Raw genomic sequence first — 19,348 nt, forward strand, 5'->3', positions numbered from 1 at the left:
CGGGAAAACGAGTCGGGTGGCTATCCGGGAACCGATCGGGACGAGACCCTGTGAAGCCTGCTGAAGAATCTGTCAGGAATCTGCCGGGAGCCGTCGCCCCCGGCAGGCAATTATCCGCTTTCCTGGCCGAGCACCGAGACGGCCTCTTTCCCGTGCTGGGGTTAACCGCCGCGGAAATCCCCGGAACGCGCCGCCGAACGCGAAGTGAACCGCCTTATCGAGTCCCATTCGGCTCGGACCATTCGGATCGCGCGTTGTCCTCCAGCCCCGTGACCGTTCCTCCGACGTTCCAGGACCGACCGGTTCAACCCCCGCCCGCTCCGGTCAGCCGACGCTCACCGTCGGGGACAGCTCCTGCCGGGCCGCGAAGGCGGCCAGCGCGGCGACGGTCGGGTGCTCGAAGAGCGCGCGCAGTGGCAGGTCCACCCCGAGCCGCCCGCTCGCCCGCGCCATCACCGTGGCGGCCAGCAGCGAGTCACCGCCCAGCGCGAAGAAGTCCGCGTCGACCGGTACCGCCTGTTCCCCCAGCACCTCGGCGAACAGCTCGGCCAGCGCCTTCTCCCGTTCGTCGGCCGGCTCCGCGGCCGGTCCGCCGCCGGGCTCCGCGTGCGGCTCGGGCAGGGCGCGGCGGTCGACCTTGCCGTTGGCCGTCAGGGGGAACTCGTCGAGCACGACGAACGCCGACGGTACGAGGTACTCCGGCACCCGCTCACTGATGAACTCCCGCAGCACCTGCGCGGACACCTCCGGGCCGTTCGCCACCAGTACGACATACGCGGCGAGGTACTTGTCACCTGACGCGTCCTCACGGGCGAGCACCACGACCTCGCGCACCCCCGGATGTTCCGCCAGCACCGCCCCGGCCTCGGACGGCTCCACCCGGATGCCCCGGATCTTCGCCTGGTCGTCCACCCGGCCGACGAACTCCAGTTGCCCCTTCCTGTTCCACCGTGCGACATCGCCGGTCCGGTACATCCGCGCACCGGCATCGCCATAGGGATCCGCGACGAACCGCTCGGACGTGAGGTCGGGCCGTCCGGCGTACCCGCGCGCCAACTGCCCGCCGCCGACGTACAGTTCACCCGCGACACCCACCGGGGCCAGCCGCAGCGCACTGTCCAGTACGTAGATGCGGTTGCCGCCCTGCCAGCGGTCGAAGACCACGTCCCGTTCGTCCTCGGCGAGCACCTCGATCCCGCTGACCCGCTGCCCGGGCCCGGCCACCGCCTGCCGGAGCACCCGCAGGTACGAGTCCGCCCACCGGTCCATCGTCCCGGCGTCCCACAAGTCGGAGCGGAAGACCAGACGACCGGACAGCTCCGCGCCGTGGTCGACGAGCACGCACTCCAGGTCGGCGTTGACCGGGCTCGGCCCGACCGGCCCGACGACCAGGTCGGCCGGCCGGCCGCCGAAGGCGCGCAGGTCCGGCACGGGCTCGGCCAGCTGGAACCACGCCGGGGCCAACGGGTCACGGCTCAGGTCGCCGGCACGGGCACCGGCCAGTTCCGCGGCAAGGCGCCCGTACGGCACGCCCTGGTGCGCGTACGCGCCGGTAACGGCCTCGTGGGTCCGGCCGAGCAGGTCCACGAAGGCCGGGTCGCCCCCGCAGTCGGTCCGTACGACGAGGGGGTTGACGTAGCAGCCGACCTGCCCGGGAGCCGTACGGAGCGTGCCGGGTACGCCCACCGGGATGTCGGACGCGCCCGTATACCGCGACAGGACCAGCTGAAAGGCGGCCAGCAGCACGGTGAACACGGTGCTGCCGCGCTCCGCGGCGAGCTGCCGCAGTCCGCGGGTGAGATCGGCCGGAACGGTGAAGTCGACCGGGGCGTCGGCGGCCGAGGGCAGCGCGGGCCTGGCCCGGCCGCCGGGCAGTTCGAGTTCCGGCGACAGCCCGGCCAGCCGTGCCCGCCAGTAGTCGGTCTGCGCTCGACCGCCCTCACCCTCCAGAGGGAGCTGTTGGGCGACGGGCTCGGGAGACTGGACGGCCGGTATCGGCGTCGGCTCCGAGGCGCCGGACGCGAACGCGTTGTAAGCGGCGTCGAGTTCGCGCAGCAGGATCCCGACCGACGCCTCGTCCGCCACGAGCCGGTGCGCCACCAGGCACAGTGTGGTGTCCCCCGGTCCGAGCCGGAGCAGCAGGAGGCGCAGCCCCGGTCCATGGGCGAGGTCGAACGGCTCGGCCGCCGCGGCGGCGGTCAACCGCTCCGCCTCGCCCGACGGATCGTCACAGGCCGACAGGTCGACCTGTCGAATCTGTCGGGCGGCCGGTCGAGTCTGTTGAACCGGTTGGGCCTGTTGAGCCGGTTGGACCCGTTCGACGGCCCGCGTGTCCGGGCCGCGCACCACCTGCCCGGGCCTGCCGTCGACCGTGACCCATCTCGTGCGCAGCGCCTCGTGCCGTGCCACCACCGAGGCCAGGGCCCGCGCGAGCACATCGGGCACGAGGTCGCCGCGGCAGCGCAGTACTGCCCGGACGTGCCGACCGGACCGGCCCGGTATCAGCTGCTCCAAAACCCATATGCGCTGTTGCGCAATAGAAAGCGGAATTACTGCGTCCTGCACCGGACCCCCTGTGAACCACGCATATGCCGCACGGCTTCTTGCGACCGCTTGGGTCACCAAGATTCCAGAAAAGGGTTCCATGATCAACCCCTTTCTCGATGCACCATTTGACCCGGAATGAAGATAATTTATGTGGCGCACGTCACATCCGGCCGAGAGTGGACACTGTTCACGTCGCTCATCTATGGTGATCGCACTTGATCATTAAGCGCACCCGAACGGGGGAGGGTGGCGACTTCGTTCATGGACCCCTCCCACGCCCTTTCTCACTTTTGCCGTGCGCATAGATACCGTCGTACCTGCATATGTCCAGGCAAGTATCTTTAGGGGGAACGCATGTTGAATCGCGATGCCGTGGTAAGCGAATACGAGAAGAATGGATTTGCCATTCTTCGCAATGTTCTGGACGCCGACCTCATCCAGGAAGCGCACGAGCATGTGGAGTGGCTGGGCCGGAAGTACCCGGACCTTCGCCCGGAGGACTACCACCACCCGCTGATGCGCAACGACGCGTTCTGGGTACGCATGGTCACCGACGAGCGGATCGTGGACATCGCCGAGCTCTTCCTCGGCCCCAACGTGGCCTGCTTCACCGCGCATTACGTGTGCAAGCCGGCGCTCGACGGCAGGCCCGTGCTCTGGCACCAGGACGGCGCGTACTGGAAGCTCCAGCCGATGGAGGCGCTGACCGTCTGGGCCGCGATCGACGAGTCCAAGCGCGAGAACGGCTGCCTCCGGATCATTCCCGGCAGCCACCGGATCCCGATCCACAAGCCGACGCTGCGTACGGACACGCCCAACATGCTGCACTCGCAGACCCGCGAGGACCTCATCGAGGAGTGGGTGGCGCGGGCCGGCGTCGTCGACATCGAGCTGGAGCCGGGCGACGTGTCGATCCACCACCCGAACATCCTGCACTGCTCGGAGCCCAACACCTCGCCGAAGCGGCGCTGCGGCCTGGACATGGGCTTCATGTCCACGACGACCACGATCTCCAACAAGGGCCTGTACCTCGACCCGATCCTCGTGCGCGGCGAGCCGGTCGGCGCGGGGAACCAGTACCGCTCCTACCCGGAGTACTCGCCCGAGGAGACGATCCCGTTCCGCGGTCACGAGGAGTGGAACGCCAAGGTCGCCGAGATCAACGAGCGCGGCCGGTTCGTCACGGACAGCAGCGGCGGCACCCCGCTGGAGATCACCCACCGCATGATGCAGCGTCTCCAGGAGGGCACGGTCAGCGTCTGACGCCGCCGGCCACGCCCGTCCACGCCACACGATCGCCGAGGTAGTCATGAAGTCATTCGCGGCCGTGCCTGCGGGCACCCGCACCGGGGGCCTGCACCACGTCGTCCGTACGTGGGCGGCACGGACGCCCGACGCCGACGCCGTGCTGTTCCGCGACCGCCGGATCAGTTACCGCGAACTCGACGCGGGAGCCCGCCGGATCGCGGCCCGGTTGCGCACGTCGGGTGTCGGCCGCGAAACGCTCGTCGGGGTGTGCCTGGAGCGATCGCCGGAAATGGTGACCGCCGTACTCGGAGTCCTTGAGTCCGGCGGGGCCTATCTGCCGCTCGCTCCGGGCACCCCCGCGGAACGCATGCAGCACATGCTCGACACCGGCGGCGCCCGGTCGGTGATCGCCGGCGGTTCGACCGTTGACCAGGTGTGCCAACTCTCCGCCGAGGTGTTCGACGTCGCCGAGCTGCTCGCCGAGAGCCCCGCACCGCAGGACCGGCAGGACCGGCAGGCCGACGCCGCGTTCGACTCCCGCGATCTGGCCTACGTCATCTACACCTCGGGCTCGACCGGCCGCCCCAAGGGCGTCGCGATGGCCCACCAGCCGGTACGCAAGCTGATCGACCGCCAGGTGGCCACCTCCGCGGCAAACCATCGGGGCGCCCCCGTACGAGCCCTCCAGTACACCCCGCTCACCTTCGACGTCTCCGTCCTGGAAATCTTCGCGACCCTCGCCGCGGGCGGCACCATCGTCCTGCCGGACGAAGACGTGCGACGGGATCCCGACGCACTGCTCGACCTCATCGAGCAGCAGCGGGTAACGAGCCTGTTCCTCCCCCTGGTTGGCCTCCAGCAGCTCGCCGGGGCCGCCTCATGGTCCCAAGAGGGCTGCCCTTCCCTGCGCGAGATCATGACCGGCGGTGAGCAACTGGTCATCACGCCCGCGCTGACGGAGTGGTTCCGCGCGATGCCGCAGTGCACGCTTCAGAACATCTACGGGCCCACCGAGGCCCATGTGGTCACTACCCACGACCTCCCGCCGGACCCCGCCGACTGGCCGAGTTCCGCCCCGATCGGGATGCCCGTCTTCGTCCCCTCGTCCAGCTGAAGGGATCGCACGCATGACCAATCCGTTCGAGGATGAGGACGGCACCTACCTGGTGCTCGTCAACGACGAGGGCCAGCATTCGCTGTGGCCCGAGTTCATCGAAGCGCCGGACGGCTGGGGCGTGGCGGCCGGTCCCGCCACCCGGGAGGCCTGTCTCAGTTACGTGAACCAGAACTGGACGGATCTACGGCCCCGTTCGCTGGTCCGCCGCGAAAGTGCCCGCTGACGGCCTCTGCCGGTCGAGCGCTGCCGGCCGAGCACTACCGGTCGAGGGCTGCCGACCGGACGGCCGCCGGGAGAGGCCGGAGACCACAGGAGACTGGCCATGCGCATGATAGCATCTGGCCTGTGACGTAAACACGAGCGGGCCGCCACGGAGCGGGGTAGTGCCGCTCTTATCATTCCTGGAGATGCGGTTATGGGACGTGGTCGCGCACGCGCCAAGCAGGCGAAGGTGGCCCGGGAACTCAAGTACTCCTCGTCCGTGACGGACTTCGAAGCCCTCCAGCGCGAGCTCGCCGACCAGTCGACGGCTCCGCGTGAGGAGTTCGAGTCCACCCCGGAGGCCTCGGGCCTCCGGTCGGCCGATCACTCGCACCGCGAAGAGTGACGGTTCGGCCGATCCTCCCCCGACGCCCTGCCGCCCGGCCCGCGTCCACGCTCACCGACGTCGCCGACGCCCACCTCCGGGATCCGTCCTGACTGCCGACGCACTCCCCCGCGGGACCGTGCGCGTGTGGTGGGCCGAGGTGGACGACGCCCATGAGGCACTGAAGCGGCTGCTCGATCCCGTCGAACGAGCCAGACTCGCCGCGACGCACGACCGGGCCGACCGTCGGCGATTCCTGCTGGGCTGTGCCATCAGCCGTATCGCGCTGGGAGAGTTCCTTGCCGTGGAGCCCGAGGAGGTAGGGCTCCTCCGGCACTGCCCCACCTGCGGCGGCCCGCACGGCAAGGTCCGCGTGCGGGGAGAAGAAGCGTCCGGGATACGGCTTTCCGTGACGCACAGCGGCGATCTGGTGGGTGTGGCGTTCTGCCGGTCCGCCGACGTCGGCCTGGACGTGGAGCCCGTCGACACCGCGGTGGACGTCGCGGGGCTGGCCCCGACAGTGCTGGGCGACAGTGAGATCGCCGCCCTGGACAGCGTCCCGCCCCACGACCGGACGCGGGCGTTCCTGCGGTACTGGACCCGCAAGGAAGCAGTCGCGAAAGCGCTGGGCATCGGAATCTTCACCACGCTGCGCAGACTGGAGATGACCGCGCCCGACGCGCCCGCGGCGATCGCCGCGTGGCCGGAGCGGCCCGACACGGCAAGCCGGGTGCAGGTCATCGACCTGCGTCCCCCTCTGGGCGGTGACTACTGCGCCTGCCTGGCAGTGGCGGACGCGTCACCGGTGGCAGTCGAGCAGCACCGGGTCGGCAGCCGCCTCCGCGACTGGGCACGGCTCGCCGACCGGCATCCGCGCCCGCCCGGGCCTCCCGCACTCGCCGTGGGCACCGTGGACACCCGGCCGGAACAGTGAGACACCGCTCAGGACGCCGCGCGGGTCCGGGTCACGAACGACCCGGACCCGCGCGGTTGTCCGGTTCCAGGGTCAGCGACCCGCGGCAGCGCGCAAGGAGTCGGCGCGGTCGGTGCGCTCCCAGGTGAAGTCCGGCAGCTCGCGGCCGAAGTGGCCGTAGGCCGCCGTCCGGGAGTAGATCGGGCGCAGCAGGTCCAGGTCGCGGATGATCGCGGCCGGGCGGAGGTCGAAGACCTCGGTGATGGCCTGTTCGATGCGGTCGGGGTCGACGGTGTGGGTGCCGAAGGTCTCGACGAAGAGGCCGACCGGCTCGGCCTTGCCGATCGCGTACGCCACCTGGACCTCGCAGCGGGTGGCGAGGCCGGCGGCCACGACGTTCTTGGCGACCCAGCGCATCGCGTACGCGGCGGAGCGGTCCACCTTGGACGGGTCCTTGCCCGAGAAGGCGCCGCCGCCGTGCCGGGCCATGCCGCCGTACGTGTCGATGATGATCTTGCGGCCGGTGAGGCCGGCGTCGCCCATCGGGCCGCCGATCTCGAAGCGGCCGGTCGGGTTCACGAGGAGGCGGTAGCCCTCGGTCTCCAGCTTGATGCCGTCCTCGACGAGCTGGTTGAGGACGTGCTCCACCACGTACCGGCGGATGTCGGGTTCGAGCAGCCTCTCCAGGCTGATGTCCGCCGCGTGCTGGGACGAGACCACGATGGTGTCGAGCCGGACGGCCTTGTCGCCGTCGTACTCGATGGTGACCTGGGTCTTGCCGTCCGGGCGCAGGTACGGGATGGTCCCGTCCTTGCGGACCTCGGACAGGCGCCGCGCCAGACGGTGCGCGAGGTGGATCGGCAACGGCATGAGCTCGGGGGTCTCGTCGCAGGCGTAGCCGAACATCAGGCCCTGGTCGCCCGCGCCCTGCTTGTCCAGCTCGTCCTCCTCCGCGCCGGAGGCGGCACCCGCGACGCGCTTCTCGTACGCGGTGTCGACGCCCTGCGCGATGTCCGGGGACTGCGCGCCGATGGATATCGAAACGCCGCAGGACGCGCCGTCGAAGCCCTTCTGGGAGGAGTCGTAGCCGATCTCCAGGATCTTCTCCCGGACCAGCTTCGCGATCGGCGCGTACGACTTGGTCGTCACCTCTCCGGCGATGTGGACCAGACCCGTCGTGATGAGGGTCTCCACGGCGACCCGGGAGGTGGGGTCCTCGCGCAGCAGCGCGTCGAGAATGGTGTCGCTGATCTGGTCGGCGATCTTGTCGGGGTGACCCTCGGTCACGGATTCCGAGGTGAACAGACGGCTGGGCATGGAAGAACTCCTGGAAATGTGGAACAAGGGCAGAAACGCCTGACCACTCAATTCGGCACACAGTCGCCTCCAACTGTCGGCAAGACAATTGGAGTTCACCATGTCGGGAATTGGCGCACGGGCGCCGGGTCCGCAACGTCCTGGCATTTTAATGGTGTTGACTGCTCGTTACATCCTATGTGAGGCTCTTCAACGTTCCAAGCCCCCTGAGTACCAGGGACTTGTTCCACAACGGAGGATTCCTTGAAGTCCAGCTCCATGCGTCGTGGCGCTCTCGCAGTCTGCGCCAGCACCGCCCTCGCCCTCTCTCTCACCGCCGGAACCCAGGCTTCCGCAACCGCGCCCCAGGCCCGCAAGCAGGCGCCGGACATTTCCGTCGACGCCGTGTTCAAGCATCTCGTCGCGCTACAGAAGATTGCCGACAAGAATGGCGGCCACCGGGCGCACGGCAGCACCGGCTACGCGGCTTCCCTCACGTACGTCAAGGCCATCATGGACAAGGCCGGGTTCAAGACCTCGGTGCAGGAGTTTGAATTCGGTGGGAAGAAGAGCTATAACCTCCTCGCCGACTGGGAGAAGGGCGGCAAGCCCCACGCCGAGACGTTGATGGTCGGAGCGCACCTCGACTCGGTCGACACCAGCGCCGGCATCAACGACAACGGCAGCGCCGTCGCCGCGGTCATCGAGACCGCTCTCGCTGTTTCCAAGGGCGAGATCAAGCCGAAGAAGCACATGCGTTTCGGTTTCTGGGGCACGGAAGAAGAGACGTTCATCGGCTCGACGCACTACGTCAACAACCTCACCCCCGCAGAACTCGGCGAGATCAGCGCCTATGTGAACTTCGACATGATCGGGTCACCCAACCCCGGTTACTTCGTCTACAACCAGGACGCCGAGATCGAGGGCCTGTTCAAGAAGTTCTTCGCGGGCAAGGGCATTTCGACCGAGCCTGCGACGGCACTGGACGGGCGCAGCGACCACGAGTCCTTCCGGGCCAAGGGCGTTCGGGTCGGCGGCACCTTCACCGGCTCGGCCGAGGTCAAGACCGCGGAGCAGGCCAAGAAGTGGGGCGGCACCGCCGGTGAGGCCATGGACAAGTGCTACCACCTCGCCTGCGACACCCCGGCGAACATCAACAAGAAGGCACTCGACCTCAACAGCGACGCCATGGCGTACGTCGTGACGAAGCTCAGCGCCTGAGAACCCGGCCGGGTCCTTCGGTGACCCGGCCACCCCGGGGCCGGCCGCGGGCAACCGCGGCCGGCCCGAGTGCGACAGCCGTACCGCTCCTCGGTTCAGGCGCCGTTCTCGCACCGGGGAGCCGCCGCGGCCAGGGCCTGCCGGTCCACCTTTCCGGTGGGCCCCACCGGCAGGGCGGGCATGAGCAGCACATGCTCCGGGACCATGTAGCTGGGAAGCAGCCCGGTGAGCCGACGGCGTACCGATACGCTCGTCAGGCCCGCTTCGTTGGCGCCGACCGCCCCCGCGGCCACCAGCTCCGGCCCCGTGGCCCCCTGCACCGTGGTGACCGCGCAGTCGACCACACCCTCGACCTGGCGCAGTGCGGCCATGATGTCGCCCAGCTCGATGCGGTAGCCCCGGATCTTGACCTGGTCGTCCCGGCGCCCGAGGAATTCGAGGTGGCCGCTCTCCATCCACCTGGCGCGGTCGCCGGTGAAGTACATGCGCTCGCCGGATTCTTTGTCGACCGTGTCCGGCAGGAACTTGGCCGCCGTGAGGGCGCCATCGCCCGTGTAGCCGTCGGCCACCGCCGTACCCGCGATGTACAGGTCGCCTTCGACGCCGATCGGGCACACCTCCCGGGCCTCGTCCAGGACGTAGTACCGGGCGTTGTCGATCGGCCGGCCGTAGGGAATGCTCGCCCAGTCCGGGGAGACCTCCCCGACCTCGAAGTAGTTCGACCAGATCGTCGCCTCGGTCGCCCCGCCCAGAGCGACCACCTGGGCCAGGGGGAAGTGGTGGCGGACCCGGTCCGGAAGCGTCAACGGCACCCAGTCGCCGCTGAGGAAGACGAGCCGCAGACTCGGCGGGGCGGCCCCGGCGGCGGGCTCCTCGGCGGTCGACATCACCAGACTCAGCGCCGCGGGAGCCGAGTCCCAGAAGGTGATCGGCTCCTTGAGCATGATCTCCATCAGCAGCTCGGGGTCCGCGAGCTCCTCCGGAGCGACGACGCGCAGGCTGGCGCCCGCGGCGAGGGTGCCCAGGATGTCGTACACGGAGAGGTCGAAGGTCAGCGCGGTGACCCAGAGCAGACAGTCCCGCGCGCCCACGGCGTAGCGGGTATTGACCCACTGGATGATGTTCACCGCGCTGCGGTGCCGCACGGTGACGCCCTTGGGGGTGCCGGTGGACCCCGAGGTGAAGATGACGTACGCGATGTCGTCGGCGCCCGGCCCGTCGGGCAGCGCAAGTCCGCGTGAGTCCGCCACGTCCCGCCAGGTGATGACCACCGGGCGCGGCGGCGTGGGCTCGCCCGTGCCCGGCCGCAGTACGACGTCGTACCGGTCGCGGAGCGCGGCGTTCCACTGCTCCCCCGAGCGTCGGCGGATCTCCACCTCGACCGGGAGCCCGAGCGCCTCGCCGAGCCCGTCGAACCAGGAGGAGGGCAGGGCCAGATGTCCGGTGTCCGGGCCGTCGGACGGCTCGACGACATCAGCGACGATGACGCATCCACCGGGTGAGACCGCGGCGAGCGCGTCCTTGAGGACGCCCCGCAGGTACTCGTAGCCGGGGAAGAACTGCGCCACGCTGGCCAGCAGCACGACATCGGTGCTGGCGGGTGCGACAGCCCGGCCCAGCTGGCCCGCGGTGGCGTGCACCAGGCGGCAGTCCTCTCCGAGTTCGCGTTCCGCGCGCTCCAGAGCGACCTCGGAGATGTCCAGGCCGGTGTAGGCGCCGACCCGGCCCTTCAGCGCCTTCGCGATGAGTCCGGCACCGCAGCCGACCTCGACGACGCGCGGGTCGGGCCGGGCCGCGAGGACGAGATCGCGGACGTGCTCGGTGTACACCTGGATCTCGGTGTCCGTGACCTGGTCCGCCGGGTTGTGGTTGAAGCCCGAGGCGCGGGCGAGGTCCGGGTCGTCGGCGATCGCGTCCCAGAGCAGGCCCATGGCCTCGTCGTCGAGCGACTCGACGATCTCGGCGTGCAGGTCCGCGCAGATCAGGCGGGTCGGGACACCGGCGATGCCCGCGGCTTCCTCGGCCTGCCGGGCCCAGCAGTCCCTGGTCACGATCCAGCCGATCTCCAACTGCCTGACCGGCTTGGCTATCCGGGTCGTCGGCCACCGGACGTCCAGCGGCACGTAGGCCGCACCGGCGCGCAGCGTGCCCAGCACCGCGACCACCGAGGCGTAGGAGTTCTCGACGAGGACACCCACGTAACTCCCCGGCCCCACCCCGTGGCCGTGGAGGTACCCGGCGAGCAGGCCCGCGTCGTTCCACAGCTCCCGGTAGCTGAGGGAGGTGCCGCCCGCCAGCCGGACGGCGGGGCTGTCGGGTGCCTTGTCCACCTGGCGCTCCACCAGCTCGACCATGGAGATCTGGTCCTCGAAGGGACGGCTGGTGTCGTTCCATGCGGCCGGGGGCAGCCGGGGCGACGCGTCGGGTGAGCCCGGACACGCCTGCGGTTCCACCGGCTGAGATGACGGATCAGATGCCGAAGCCATCTGCCAACCTCCACACATGTTTGTTGCCGCGATGGCTCGCGAAGCATTGATTCATCTTCCGGCCCCGACGGGGGCGGACACCGACGGCCCGCCCCTCACCAAGCGGACGGGCCGACGCGGGGCGTCAGTTAGATGACGCGGCCCTTCGCGGGGTTGTCGCGGTAGATGATCCGGTCACGGATGCGCAGCTCGCCGCCCTCACGGACCATGATGTCCTCGACGCTGGAGGAGGAGAAGAAGGTGACCTCCTCCTTGTCGTTGGACTGCGTCACCAGCGAGTAGTACGTGACCCGCAGCGCGTCGCCCTCGTGCTCCTCAAGGAGGAAGTGGTCGAACCAGTGGCGGGTGACGGTCCCCTGGTAGCCGGGGAGCATGGCGTTCATCTTGGTGCGCATGTTCTCGTGGCCCACCGTCTTCTCGTTGCGGTGGGGGTGGGCCACCGAACCGTTCTCGGTGAACGTGAGGATGAACTGCTCGATGTCCAGGTCGTCCAGCACGCGCATCTGGCGGGCGTAGAAGTTCTTGACCTCGATGTACAGTTCGGCGTCGATCTTTGACGACATGAAGGATCTCCCTGGGTGGGTTCAGAAAATATTCGGTACGGAAGACGGAAGAGAGAAGAACAGGGAAGTGTTCTACTGCCCGGCGAGTACCGGGGGCTCTTCGAGAATGAGGAAAGCGTTCGTTCCCCCGACGGCGGCCGACATCAGACCTGCCGTACGCGGCCGGCCGTTCGACAGCCAAGGACGGCCTTCGGGCACGATGCCGAACCGGTCGCCGTGGCGGGCGATTTCCTCAATGGGGTCACTCGTGTTCGGAGTGGCCGGCAAGAATCCTTCACGAATCGCGAAGGAAGTTTTGATCAGGGCGGCCATTCCCGCGGCGGTGTCGCAGTGGCCGACGGACGCCTTGACGGATCCGAGGGCCACCGGCTGCCCTTCGGTGCCCAGGGCCTCGATCAGGGCCGTCGCCTCGATCTGGTCGTTCATCGGGATGCCGACGCCGTGCGTCTCGACGTAGTCGATGTCCGCTCCGGTCAGACCGGCCAGCGCGAGGGCCTTCCGCACCACCCTGACCTTGCCCTCGACCCCGGGAATGACGAATCCCGGCTTCATACGGCCGTCGTTGTTCACCGCGCTGCCGCGGATGACGGCGTAGATCGGGTCGCCGTCCCTGATCGCGTCCTCCAGCCGGCGCAGGAGCACGGCTCCCGAACCGTCGCCGGGCACCACCCCGTTGTTGCGCCGGTCGAACGGGCGCATGATGCCCTCGGTCGAGTAGATGCTGCGCGGTGTACGGACGTAGGTGCCGTCGTTCTCCTCCACGATCGCGACCGCGCCGGCGATGGCGTAGTCGCACGCGTGCAGTCGCAGGCTCTGGCACGCCAGGTGCACGTTCACCGTCGCGGTGGCGCAGGCCGAATCGACCATGACGCTCTCGCCCCACAGATCCTGCAGGTAGGAGAAGTAGGGGCCCGAGAAGGTCGGGTCGACGCCGACCACGTCACCGAAAGCGGCCCGGGGTACGTGCTTGGTCCGCGCGCACCCGGCGTACACCGCGGTACGGTCGCCTATCGCGGAGACCTTGGTCCCGGAGTCCTCGACGGCCTGCCACATCGATTCCTGGAGTATCCCGTGCTGCGGGTCCAGGCCTTCGATGCCGATGAGCTCGGCGTCGTACGTGTCACGGTTCGGAGCAATTCCCCAAGAGGAGACCCGCAAGGTGTCGTCGCCCAGGTCCTCGACCGCGGGGACTTCGTCCCGCTGGAAGCAGTCCCGGCCGTCGACCAGATTCTTCCAGAAGCTGGAGATGTCCGGTGCCTTGGCGAACCTGCCGCCCATTCCGATGATGGCGATGGAATGGGATGGCAAATCTGTGTACATGGTGCAGCCCTCTCTCCCGGTCGCGATGCTCAGTCGAAGGTGATGCCGACTTTGACCACACCTTCGTGCCGGGTGTGCGCGAGCTCGAACGCGTCGGCGATCTGCTTGATGTCGAAGGTGTGGGTGATCTGGTCCTTGACCGCGATCGACCCGTCCACGATCAGTTGCAGAGCGCTGCGGAACGACGTGAGTCCCGGCTCCAGCTGGGCACCGCCCACGGCCGTGATCAACTGCACCTGCTTGCCGAACAGTTGCACGTACGGGATGGAGAGGTCGTACGCCTCGGGCATGCCGTAGAGGCCCACCTTGCCGTGCAGCCCGACCATCGACAGCGCGTGCGCACGCGCCGAGTCCGTGCCTGCGGCCTCGATGACCAGGTCCGCGCCCTTGCCGCCGGTCAGCTCCTTGACGACCTCGTCGGGCTGCTGGTCCGGTACGAGGGCCGTCGCGGCGGCGCCGTGCGCACGGGCCAGCTCCAGCCGTCCGGGCTCAAGGTCGACGGCGATGATCTGATCGAAGCCGAGCTGCCTGAGCATCTGGACGAACAGCAGACCGGCCGACCCGACACCGACCACGGCGGCGGTCCGGCCCTGCGCGGGCTCCGTCCAGAACCGCTTGAGGGCGTGGATCACGGTGCCCAGCTGCTGCGCCATGAGGTACTGCATCGGCGAGCCGTTGGGCACCCGCAGCAGGAAGCGGTCGGCGATCGTCTGGTAGCGGGCGAACGAGGCCATGTAGGCGTGGTTCGGCACCGTCAGCACGATGTCGCCCGGACTGAACAGCGGCGAGCGGCTCTCGATGACCTCACCGAGGCCCTCGTGTCCCGGGTAGCCCGGCGGGCAGGGATACGGGTGGTCCCGCATGTCCTTGAAGAAGGGCGACTCGGCCCGCACGCGGTGCACGTCGCTGCCGCAGATGGCCGCCACGGAGTTGCGTACGAGCACCTCCCGCTCGGCCAGGTCCCGGAACGGAACCTCTTCCACTTCGAGCCGACCCGGCTCGACAAGGATGGCGGCTTCCCCGCGTACATCCGGCATTCGGTTTCTCCTCATTCTTCAAGACCAGTGAGATTCACTCGACGTCATGACGCCGGTCAGGGTGCGGTGAGCAGGTCGGCCATCCGGCCGAAGGTACGGGCCCTGCTCAGTTCGTCGGCGGAAGGGGTGACTTCGGCGAACTGGCTGATGCGCTGGCGGAGCCGGAGCAGCCTCAGCGGTTCGTCGCCCGCGGCGAAGAAGTCGCTGTCCTCCTTCGGTGCGCTGCCCAGCACCGCCCGCCAGGCCGCTTCGAGCGACCGGCGGACCGGCACCGCCGGCTGCGGGGCGCTGTCCGGTCCCCAGGACAGCGGATGACCGGGCAGATGCAGACGCCTCCCCCGGCCGGCCGGGTCAGTTCGATACCGACTCCCTGGCACCACATACCGGCCACGGCCATCAGCAGCGCCTGATCGTCGTCGACGTCCGGCGCGAGGGTGGGAACGACCACGGCGTCCGCACAGGCATCCGTCGTGGAAACCGGTCCGGGGACCGTGCCGATGTCGGCCACGACCACCTTGCCGAGGTCCTCGGCAGCCAGTTTCAGCAGCTCCGCGGTCTCTCCCACGGCCGTCAGGTGACGCGCCGACGGCTCAGGGCCGTCCGGCAGCACGCTGCCGAGGCCGGTGATCCAGGGCAGTTCCGGCCGGCGCAGCCGCAGATCGGGGTCTTCGGCGGAGCCGGAGGCGATGTGGCGTACTCCGTCGTCGAACGGCAGCGCACCGCTGACCGTCGCGGCGGCGAGCCGTCCCGAACCCGCACCGCAGACCGCCGCCGGCGGCGCGCCCCAGAGCGCGAACTGCTCGGCGATGCCGACCTGTAGCGCGTATGTGAAGCACGCGACAGTCCTGGACGGCAGCCCTGCCCACGGCGCTCCGGCACCGGCCGGAAGCTCCGGGAGCGTGGTGCCCAGCAGTGAGGCCGCGCGGTCGATCCGGTCGCGTACGGCCGGGAACAACCGGTGCGCGAGCGCGCCCGTGGATACGGTGGCGGCGGCGCCCGTGGACACGGTGGTGGCCGGCTCCGAGCAGTCCGCGAAGGCGAACACGACGGCCGGCTCCGGCCCGGTGGGCGCCTGCCCGGCGAAGGCGGGAGCTCCGGCGCCCGCCCCTTCGGTGCCCAGTGCCCGCGCGGCCTCGACGAGGTTGCCCGCGACCACGGCGAACCGGTGGCCGAGCGGCATCCGGCCCGCGTCGAGGGTCCGGGCCACGTCGTCGAGCCTCAGGTCCGTGGACTCGCCCAGGTGACGGACGAGTCGGCGCCGGGCCGCCGCGAGCGCGTCGGCCGTGGCGGCCGAGACCGCGACGACCTGGTGCCTGCGGTCGTCGGCAGGCCGTGCCTGGGGCGCGGCCGCGAGCGGCTCGGGCCGCGCGGTGCTCACCGCCCGCACGGCGTCCGCCGCCGGGGCGGCGGGCTCGGCGACGGGTGCCGGAGCGGGCGCCGCGGCGCGGGGCTCCCGCGGTGCTCCCGCCGCACCGGCGACGAGGTCGGCCTGCGCCTGAACGGTGACGTTCCGCATCAGGTCGATGATCGACGGGGCGAAGCCGGTGCTCATGCGCAGCTGCTCCTGGAGCCTGACGAGGAGTAGCGAGTGGCCGCCCGCGTCGAAGAAGTTCTGGTCGAACCCGAAGGAGTCGTGTTCCAGGACGGCACGCCAGGCGACGCGTACCGACTCGACCGTCGTCGCCCGCACGGGTTGTGCCACGGGAGTCGGGACGAGGGGCTCGGCGGCGGCCACCGGGGCCGCGGAAGCCTCGGCCGTCCCAACGGCCAAAACCGCCTCGGCTGTCTCAGCCGTCTCGGCCACCTCGGACGGTGATGCGTCGGTGGCGACCGGCAGCTTGCGACGGTCGATCTTGCCCGTCGGCGTCAGCGGCAGCTCGGGCATGAGGACGACATGGCGGGGCACCGCGAAGGTGGGCAGCCGCTCCGCGGCGAACCGCCTGAGCTCGGCGGGAGTCGTCGGCCTGGTGGCGACCGCGTAGGCGACTATCTCCTTCTCGTCCCGCTGATTGCGCTGGGCCGTCACGAAGACCGACTCAAGGGCGGGGTGCGCGTCGAGCACCGCCTCCACCTCGCCGAGTTCGACCCTCTGGCTACGGATCTTCACCTGGTTGTCGCGACGGCCGATGAACTCCAGCAGCCCGTCGGGGGTCCAGCGCACCCGATCACCGGTCCGGTACAGCCTGGCGGCCTCGCCGGAGCCCTTGGGGGCGAGCGGATCGGCCACGAAGCGCGCATCGGTCTGCTCGGGTGCGTTGAGGTACCCGTCGGCGAGCCCGATGCCGCCGAGGAGCAGCTCACCGGCGACTCCGCGCGGCGCGGGGCGAGCGGTGCCCTCCATGACGACGCGTACGAACGTGCCCGGCACCGGCTTGCCGATGGACAGCGTCCGCGCGTTCTGCGCCACGTCGGTGATGGGGTGCCAGGTCGAGGTGAAGGAGTTCTCCGTCGGACCGTAGCTGTGCAGCAGCACACCCGGCCGGCACCAGTGCAGCGCTCGGCGCATGTGCGGTACGGAGATCAGCTCGCCGCCGAAGTACACGCGCCGCAGCGACTGCAGGAGGTCGGGGGCGTCCTCGATGATGCGGTTCAGCAGCGGGGTCGTGACGAGGAGCGTCGTGATGCCCCTGGTCCGTACGACATCGCGCATGTCACGAGGGCTGAGCACCAAGTGCTTGTCGAGGACGACGAGTTCGCCGCCGTGCGCGAGCGCGCCCCAGATCTCGTACGAGGCGCCGTCGAAGTTGAGCGGGCACAGCTGGGCGACGACGTCCGTCTCGTCGAGCGGGATGAAGTCGGGCTGCTGCATGAGCCGCGCCAGGCCGCGGTGCGACAGGACGACGCCCTTGGGCTTGCCGGTGGTGCCGGAGGTGTAGAGCACACAGAAGGTGGAGGCACCGTCGCGGTCGACCTGCGGCGGCAGCGTCGGCTCACCGGCGGCCTGCTCGAACAGGTCCGGCACGGATATCACGGTGCCGGTGGGCAGGTCGACGTCGCGCTCGCAGTCGGGGTCGATGACGAGCAGGCTCGGCCGCGCGTCGTCCGCGATGAGCTGGAGCTGCGCCTCGGGGTAGGCGGGATCCAGCGGGAGGTAGGCGGCGCCGGCCAGCACGGCGGCGAGCCAGAACACCGGCGTCTCGTCACTGGGCGCCACGAGGAACGCGACGGTGTCCCCGGTCCGCACCCCCTGTCCCCGCAGCCAGTTGGCCACGGCACCGGCCCTGCCGACGAGTTCGCCGTAGGTGACGGTGCGCTCTGCGTACCGGACGGCTGTCGCGTCCGGACGGGCGGCCGCGTGTCGCAGCACGAGGTCCGGCACGAGGTCGGAGGACTCCTCCAGCGAGGCGGAGTGCTCCGTACGCTCCGCCAGGTGCGGGTCACAGGCCGCGAGCAGTTCGCCGCAGGTGAGGGTCGGCTCGGCGGCCGCGCGGGAGACCAGCTCCCGCAGCTCCTCGGCGAACAGCTGGGCGGTCGGCGCGGTGTACCGCGCGGAGTCGTAGTAGATCCGCAGCTGCATCCAGCCGGATCCCTCGACCACGTTGATCGCGAACTCGTACTTGGTGGTCTCGTCCGGGTGCTCCAGACGGTTCACCACCGTGTCGCCGACCGTCCAGCGGTCCTCGTACGTCGGGGTGTGCATGAAGACCGTGCGCTCGGCGGCCGGTCCCTCCGCCTGGTCGCGGCGGATCTCCTGGAGGCTCTGCGCGGAGATGTCCGCGTACATGAGCGAGTCGATGACCTGGTCGCGAAGTCCGCCCATGACGTCGGCGAAGGAGCGGTCGGGGTCGAGCTCGTCGCGGATCGGAAGGGTCCGGCTGCGCAGGTCGATCAGTTCCTCGGCGCCCTCTTCGCGGCCCGCGAAGACCATGCCGAAGGTGCCCTCCTCGCGGTCGCTCCACGCGTGCAGCATGATCGACCAGGCGCTCAGCAGGACCACGGCCGGTGAACTGCGCTCGCGCAGCGCCAGGGCCTGGACGGCGGCCGTCGCCTCGGCGGACAGCATGAGTTCGGCGGAGGCCGACGGGCCGGGCAGGCCGTCGTCGGGGACCAGGTCGTGGAGGGGAGCCAACGGCGCGGGGGCGTCGCGCAGGACCGACGCCCAGTACTCCTCGCCCTCCGCCTGCTGCTCGGCCGCGGTCTCCGACGGCGTCGGCGGCAGGCGGTCGGGGATGCCGGGTCCGCCCACCGTGCCGGCGCGGTAGGCCGCGACGAGGTCGTCGGCGAAGATCCGGCTGGACCAGCCGTCGAAGACGATGTGGTGGACGGTGACCGCGAGCAGCGCCCCGCCGTCACGGACGAGCAACGCGGCCCGGACCAGCGGCGACACGGTGAGGTCGAACGGCGCGCGGCCGGCGACGGAGGCCCACCGCAGCGCCTGCTCACGGTCGTAGGCACCGCTCATCCGTTCCGTGACGAACGCCACCGGCGGGTCGGTGACGACCAGTCGGCTCAGCTCGCCGCCCTGGACCAGGAACTGGGAGCGCAACGCGGGGTGGGCCCGCAGCACGTCCCGCAGGGCCGTCCGCAGTGCGGCCTCGTCGACGGCGGGGCCGAACTCCAGGACGACGCTGGTGTTGTAGCGGTCGGAATCCGGTTCGCGCTGACAGGCGAGCCAGACCTCAAGATGTCCGGGCAGGGCAGGCGTCGTTGATTCGACGATCAATGGATCTGTCCTTCCTGCTGCTGCGCCGGGGACGAGACCAGGCCGCCGTCGTCACCGCGGAGGGAGCGCACGAGCTCGGCGACGGACCGGACCGAGCGGAAGTGGACCGGGGTGAAATCGGAGTCACCGATCTTCACGCCGTAGCGCTGCTCGCACTGCACGCGCAGCTCGACGAACCCGAGTGAGTCGAGGCCGAGTACATCCTGCAGACCGTCCTCGGCACCGATCTCCTCGACCGGCACGTCTACGAAGAGATCCTCGACAAGGATCCCCTTCAGCTCGTCCTCAAGAAGCTGGTGGGCACTAGCTGTCATGATCGTCTCCGTTGCAATGAATGGATCTTCCGCGCAT

The 19,348-nt window shown here is 69.7% G+C and carries 15 protein-coding genes; 6 read left to right on the plus strand and 9 right to left on the minus strand.

Annotated features, from left to right (window positions below):
• Positions 1–324: 324 nt before the first annotated feature.
• Entirely contained in the window at positions 325–2,646 is a 2,322-nt protein-coding gene (locus tag ACOBQB_RS15030; protein ID WP_423592185.1) for a condensation domain-containing protein, read from the minus strand.
• 255 nt (positions 2,647–2,901) lie between these two features.
• Here ACOBQB_RS15030 and ACOBQB_RS15035 point away from each other — a divergent pair, with 255 nt between their 5' ends.
• The 5 genes from ACOBQB_RS15035 to ACOBQB_RS15055 all read left to right on the plus strand — a co-directional run bounded on the left by ACOBQB_RS15035 (position 2,902) and on the right by ACOBQB_RS15055 (position 6,432).
• Positions 2,902–3,810: a phytanoyl-CoA dioxygenase family protein gene (locus ACOBQB_RS15035; RefSeq protein WP_423592187.1), complete on the plus strand. Its 909-nt coding sequence runs from the start codon at positions 2,902–2,904 to the stop codon at positions 3,808–3,810.
• Positions 3,811–3,856: 46 nt separating this feature from the next.
• On the plus strand, positions 3,857–4,909 hold the full coding sequence (locus tag ACOBQB_RS15040) for an AMP-binding protein (protein WP_423592189.1): 1,053 nt from the start codon (positions 3,857–3,859) through the stop codon (positions 4,907–4,909).
• A 13-nt stretch (positions 4,910–4,922) separates the two neighbouring features.
• On the plus strand, positions 4,923–5,135 hold the full coding sequence (locus ACOBQB_RS15045) for an MbtH family protein (protein ID WP_423592191.1): 213 nt from the start codon (positions 4,923–4,925) through the stop codon (positions 5,133–5,135).
• Positions 5,136–5,327: 192 nt separating this feature from the next.
• Complete coding sequence (locus ACOBQB_RS15050; protein WP_423592192.1) at positions 5,328–5,519, plus strand: DUF3073 domain-containing protein; 192 nt, start codon at positions 5,328–5,330, stop codon at positions 5,517–5,519.
• 139 nt (positions 5,520–5,658) lie between these two features.
• Positions 5,659–6,432 (plus strand): 4'-phosphopantetheinyl transferase family protein, encoded by a 774-nt coding sequence (locus ACOBQB_RS15055; protein WP_423592194.1) that lies wholly within the window; start codon positions 5,659–5,661, stop codon positions 6,430–6,432.
• A 72-nt stretch (positions 6,433–6,504) separates the two neighbouring features.
• On the opposite strand, the gene metK is transcribed toward ACOBQB_RS15055, so the two are convergent.
• Positions 6,505–7,728, minus strand: a complete 1,224-nt coding sequence (gene metK / locus ACOBQB_RS15060) for a methionine adenosyltransferase (RefSeq protein WP_423592195.1) — start codon at positions 7,726–7,728, stop codon at positions 6,505–6,507.
• A gap of 243 nt (positions 7,729–7,971) precedes the next feature.
• Between metK and ACOBQB_RS15065 the strand changes: the two genes are divergently transcribed.
• Positions 7,972–8,928 carry a M28 family metallopeptidase gene (locus ACOBQB_RS15065; RefSeq protein WP_423592196.1) on the plus strand — a complete coding sequence of 319 codons (957 nt, stop codon included), beginning with the start codon at positions 7,972–7,974 and terminating at the stop codon, positions 8,926–8,928.
• Positions 8,929–9,023: 95 nt separating this feature from the next.
• Here ACOBQB_RS15065 and ACOBQB_RS15070 read toward each other — a convergent pair whose 3' ends face one another.
• The 7 genes from ACOBQB_RS15070 to ACOBQB_RS15100 form a co-directional block, all read right to left on the minus strand.
• A complete protein-coding gene (locus tag ACOBQB_RS15070; protein ID WP_423592197.1) occupies positions 9,024–11,414 on the minus strand; it encodes an amino acid adenylation domain-containing protein in 2,391 nt (796 codons plus the stop codon).
• 128 nt (positions 11,415–11,542) lie between these two features.
• Complete coding sequence (locus tag ACOBQB_RS15075) at positions 11,543–11,977, minus strand: nuclear transport factor 2 family protein (protein WP_423592199.1); 435 nt, start codon at positions 11,975–11,977, stop codon at positions 11,543–11,545.
• A gap of 72 nt (positions 11,978–12,049) precedes the next feature.
• Positions 12,050–13,297: a polyketide synthase gene (locus ACOBQB_RS15080; protein ID WP_423592201.1), complete on the minus strand. Its 1,248-nt coding sequence runs from the start codon at positions 13,295–13,297 to the stop codon at positions 12,050–12,052.
• Between the two features lie 29 nt (positions 13,298–13,326).
• Positions 13,327–14,334 (minus strand): zinc-binding dehydrogenase, encoded by a 1,008-nt coding sequence (locus ACOBQB_RS15085; RefSeq protein WP_423592203.1) that lies wholly within the window; start codon positions 14,332–14,334, stop codon positions 13,327–13,329.
• Between the two features lie 56 nt (positions 14,335–14,390).
• A complete protein-coding gene (locus tag ACOBQB_RS15090) occupies positions 14,391–14,567 on the minus strand; it encodes a hypothetical protein (protein WP_423592204.1) in 177 nt (58 codons plus the stop codon).
• Entirely contained in the window at positions 14,507–18,997 is a 4,491-nt protein-coding gene (locus ACOBQB_RS15095) for a non-ribosomal peptide synthetase (RefSeq protein ID WP_423592206.1), read from the minus strand. Before ACOBQB_RS15095 ends, ACOBQB_RS15090 begins: the two co-directional genes overlap by 61 nt.
• Positions 18,994–19,311 carry an acyl carrier protein gene (locus tag ACOBQB_RS15100; RefSeq protein WP_423592208.1) on the minus strand — a complete coding sequence of 106 codons (318 nt, stop codon included), beginning with the start codon at positions 19,309–19,311 and terminating at the stop codon, positions 18,994–18,996. The genes ACOBQB_RS15095 and ACOBQB_RS15100 overlap by 4 nt, the downstream gene beginning before the upstream one ends.
• Positions 19,312–19,348: the final 37 nt, after the last annotated feature.

Origin of the sequence: Streptomyces sp. G5(2025) (assembly GCF_049542075.1) — a bacterium.
GTDB lineage: Bacteria > Actinomycetota > Actinomycetes > Streptomycetales > Streptomycetaceae > Streptomyces.

What these genes read in the sequence shown, in the direction of transcription:
- ACOBQB_RS15040 (WP_423592189.1), top strand. Translation starts at nt 3,857, where the DNA reads ATGAAGTCATTCGCGGCCGTGCCTGCGGGCACCCGCACCGGGGGCCTG.
- ACOBQB_RS15075 (WP_423592199.1), bottom strand. Translation starts at nt 11,977, where the DNA reads ATGTCGTCAAAGATCGACGCCGAACTGTACATCGAGGTCAAGAACTTC.
- ACOBQB_RS15085 (WP_423592203.1), bottom strand. Translation starts at nt 14,334, where the DNA reads ATGCCGGATGTACGCGGGGAAGCCGCCATCCTTGTCGAGCCGGGTCGG.
- ACOBQB_RS15045 (WP_423592191.1), top strand. Translation starts at nt 4,923, where the DNA reads ATGACCAATCCGTTCGAGGATGAGGACGGCACCTACCTGGTGCTCGTC.
- ACOBQB_RS15100 (WP_423592208.1), bottom strand. Translation starts at nt 19,311, where the DNA reads ATGACAGCTAGTGCCCACCAGCTTCTTGAGGACGAGCTGAAGGGGATC.
- ACOBQB_RS15035 (WP_423592187.1), top strand. Translation starts at nt 2,902, where the DNA reads ATGTTGAATCGCGATGCCGTGGTAAGCGAATACGAGAAGAATGGATTT.
- ACOBQB_RS15030 (WP_423592185.1), bottom strand. Translation starts at nt 2,646, where the DNA reads ATGGAACCCTTTTCTGGAATCTTGGTGACCCAAGCGGTCGCAAGAAGC.
- ACOBQB_RS15080 (WP_423592201.1), bottom strand. Translation starts at nt 13,297, where the DNA reads ATGTACACAGATTTGCCATCCCATTCCATCGCCATCATCGGAATGGGC.
- ACOBQB_RS15070 (WP_423592197.1), bottom strand. Translation starts at nt 11,414, where the DNA reads ATGGCTTCGGCATCTGATCCGTCATCTCAGCCGGTGGAACCGCAGGCG.
- ACOBQB_RS15050 (WP_423592192.1), top strand. Translation starts at nt 5,328, where the DNA reads ATGGGACGTGGTCGCGCACGCGCCAAGCAGGCGAAGGTGGCCCGGGAA.
- metK (WP_423592195.1), bottom strand. Translation starts at nt 7,728, where the DNA reads ATGCCCAGCCGTCTGTTCACCTCGGAATCCGTGACCGAGGGTCACCCC.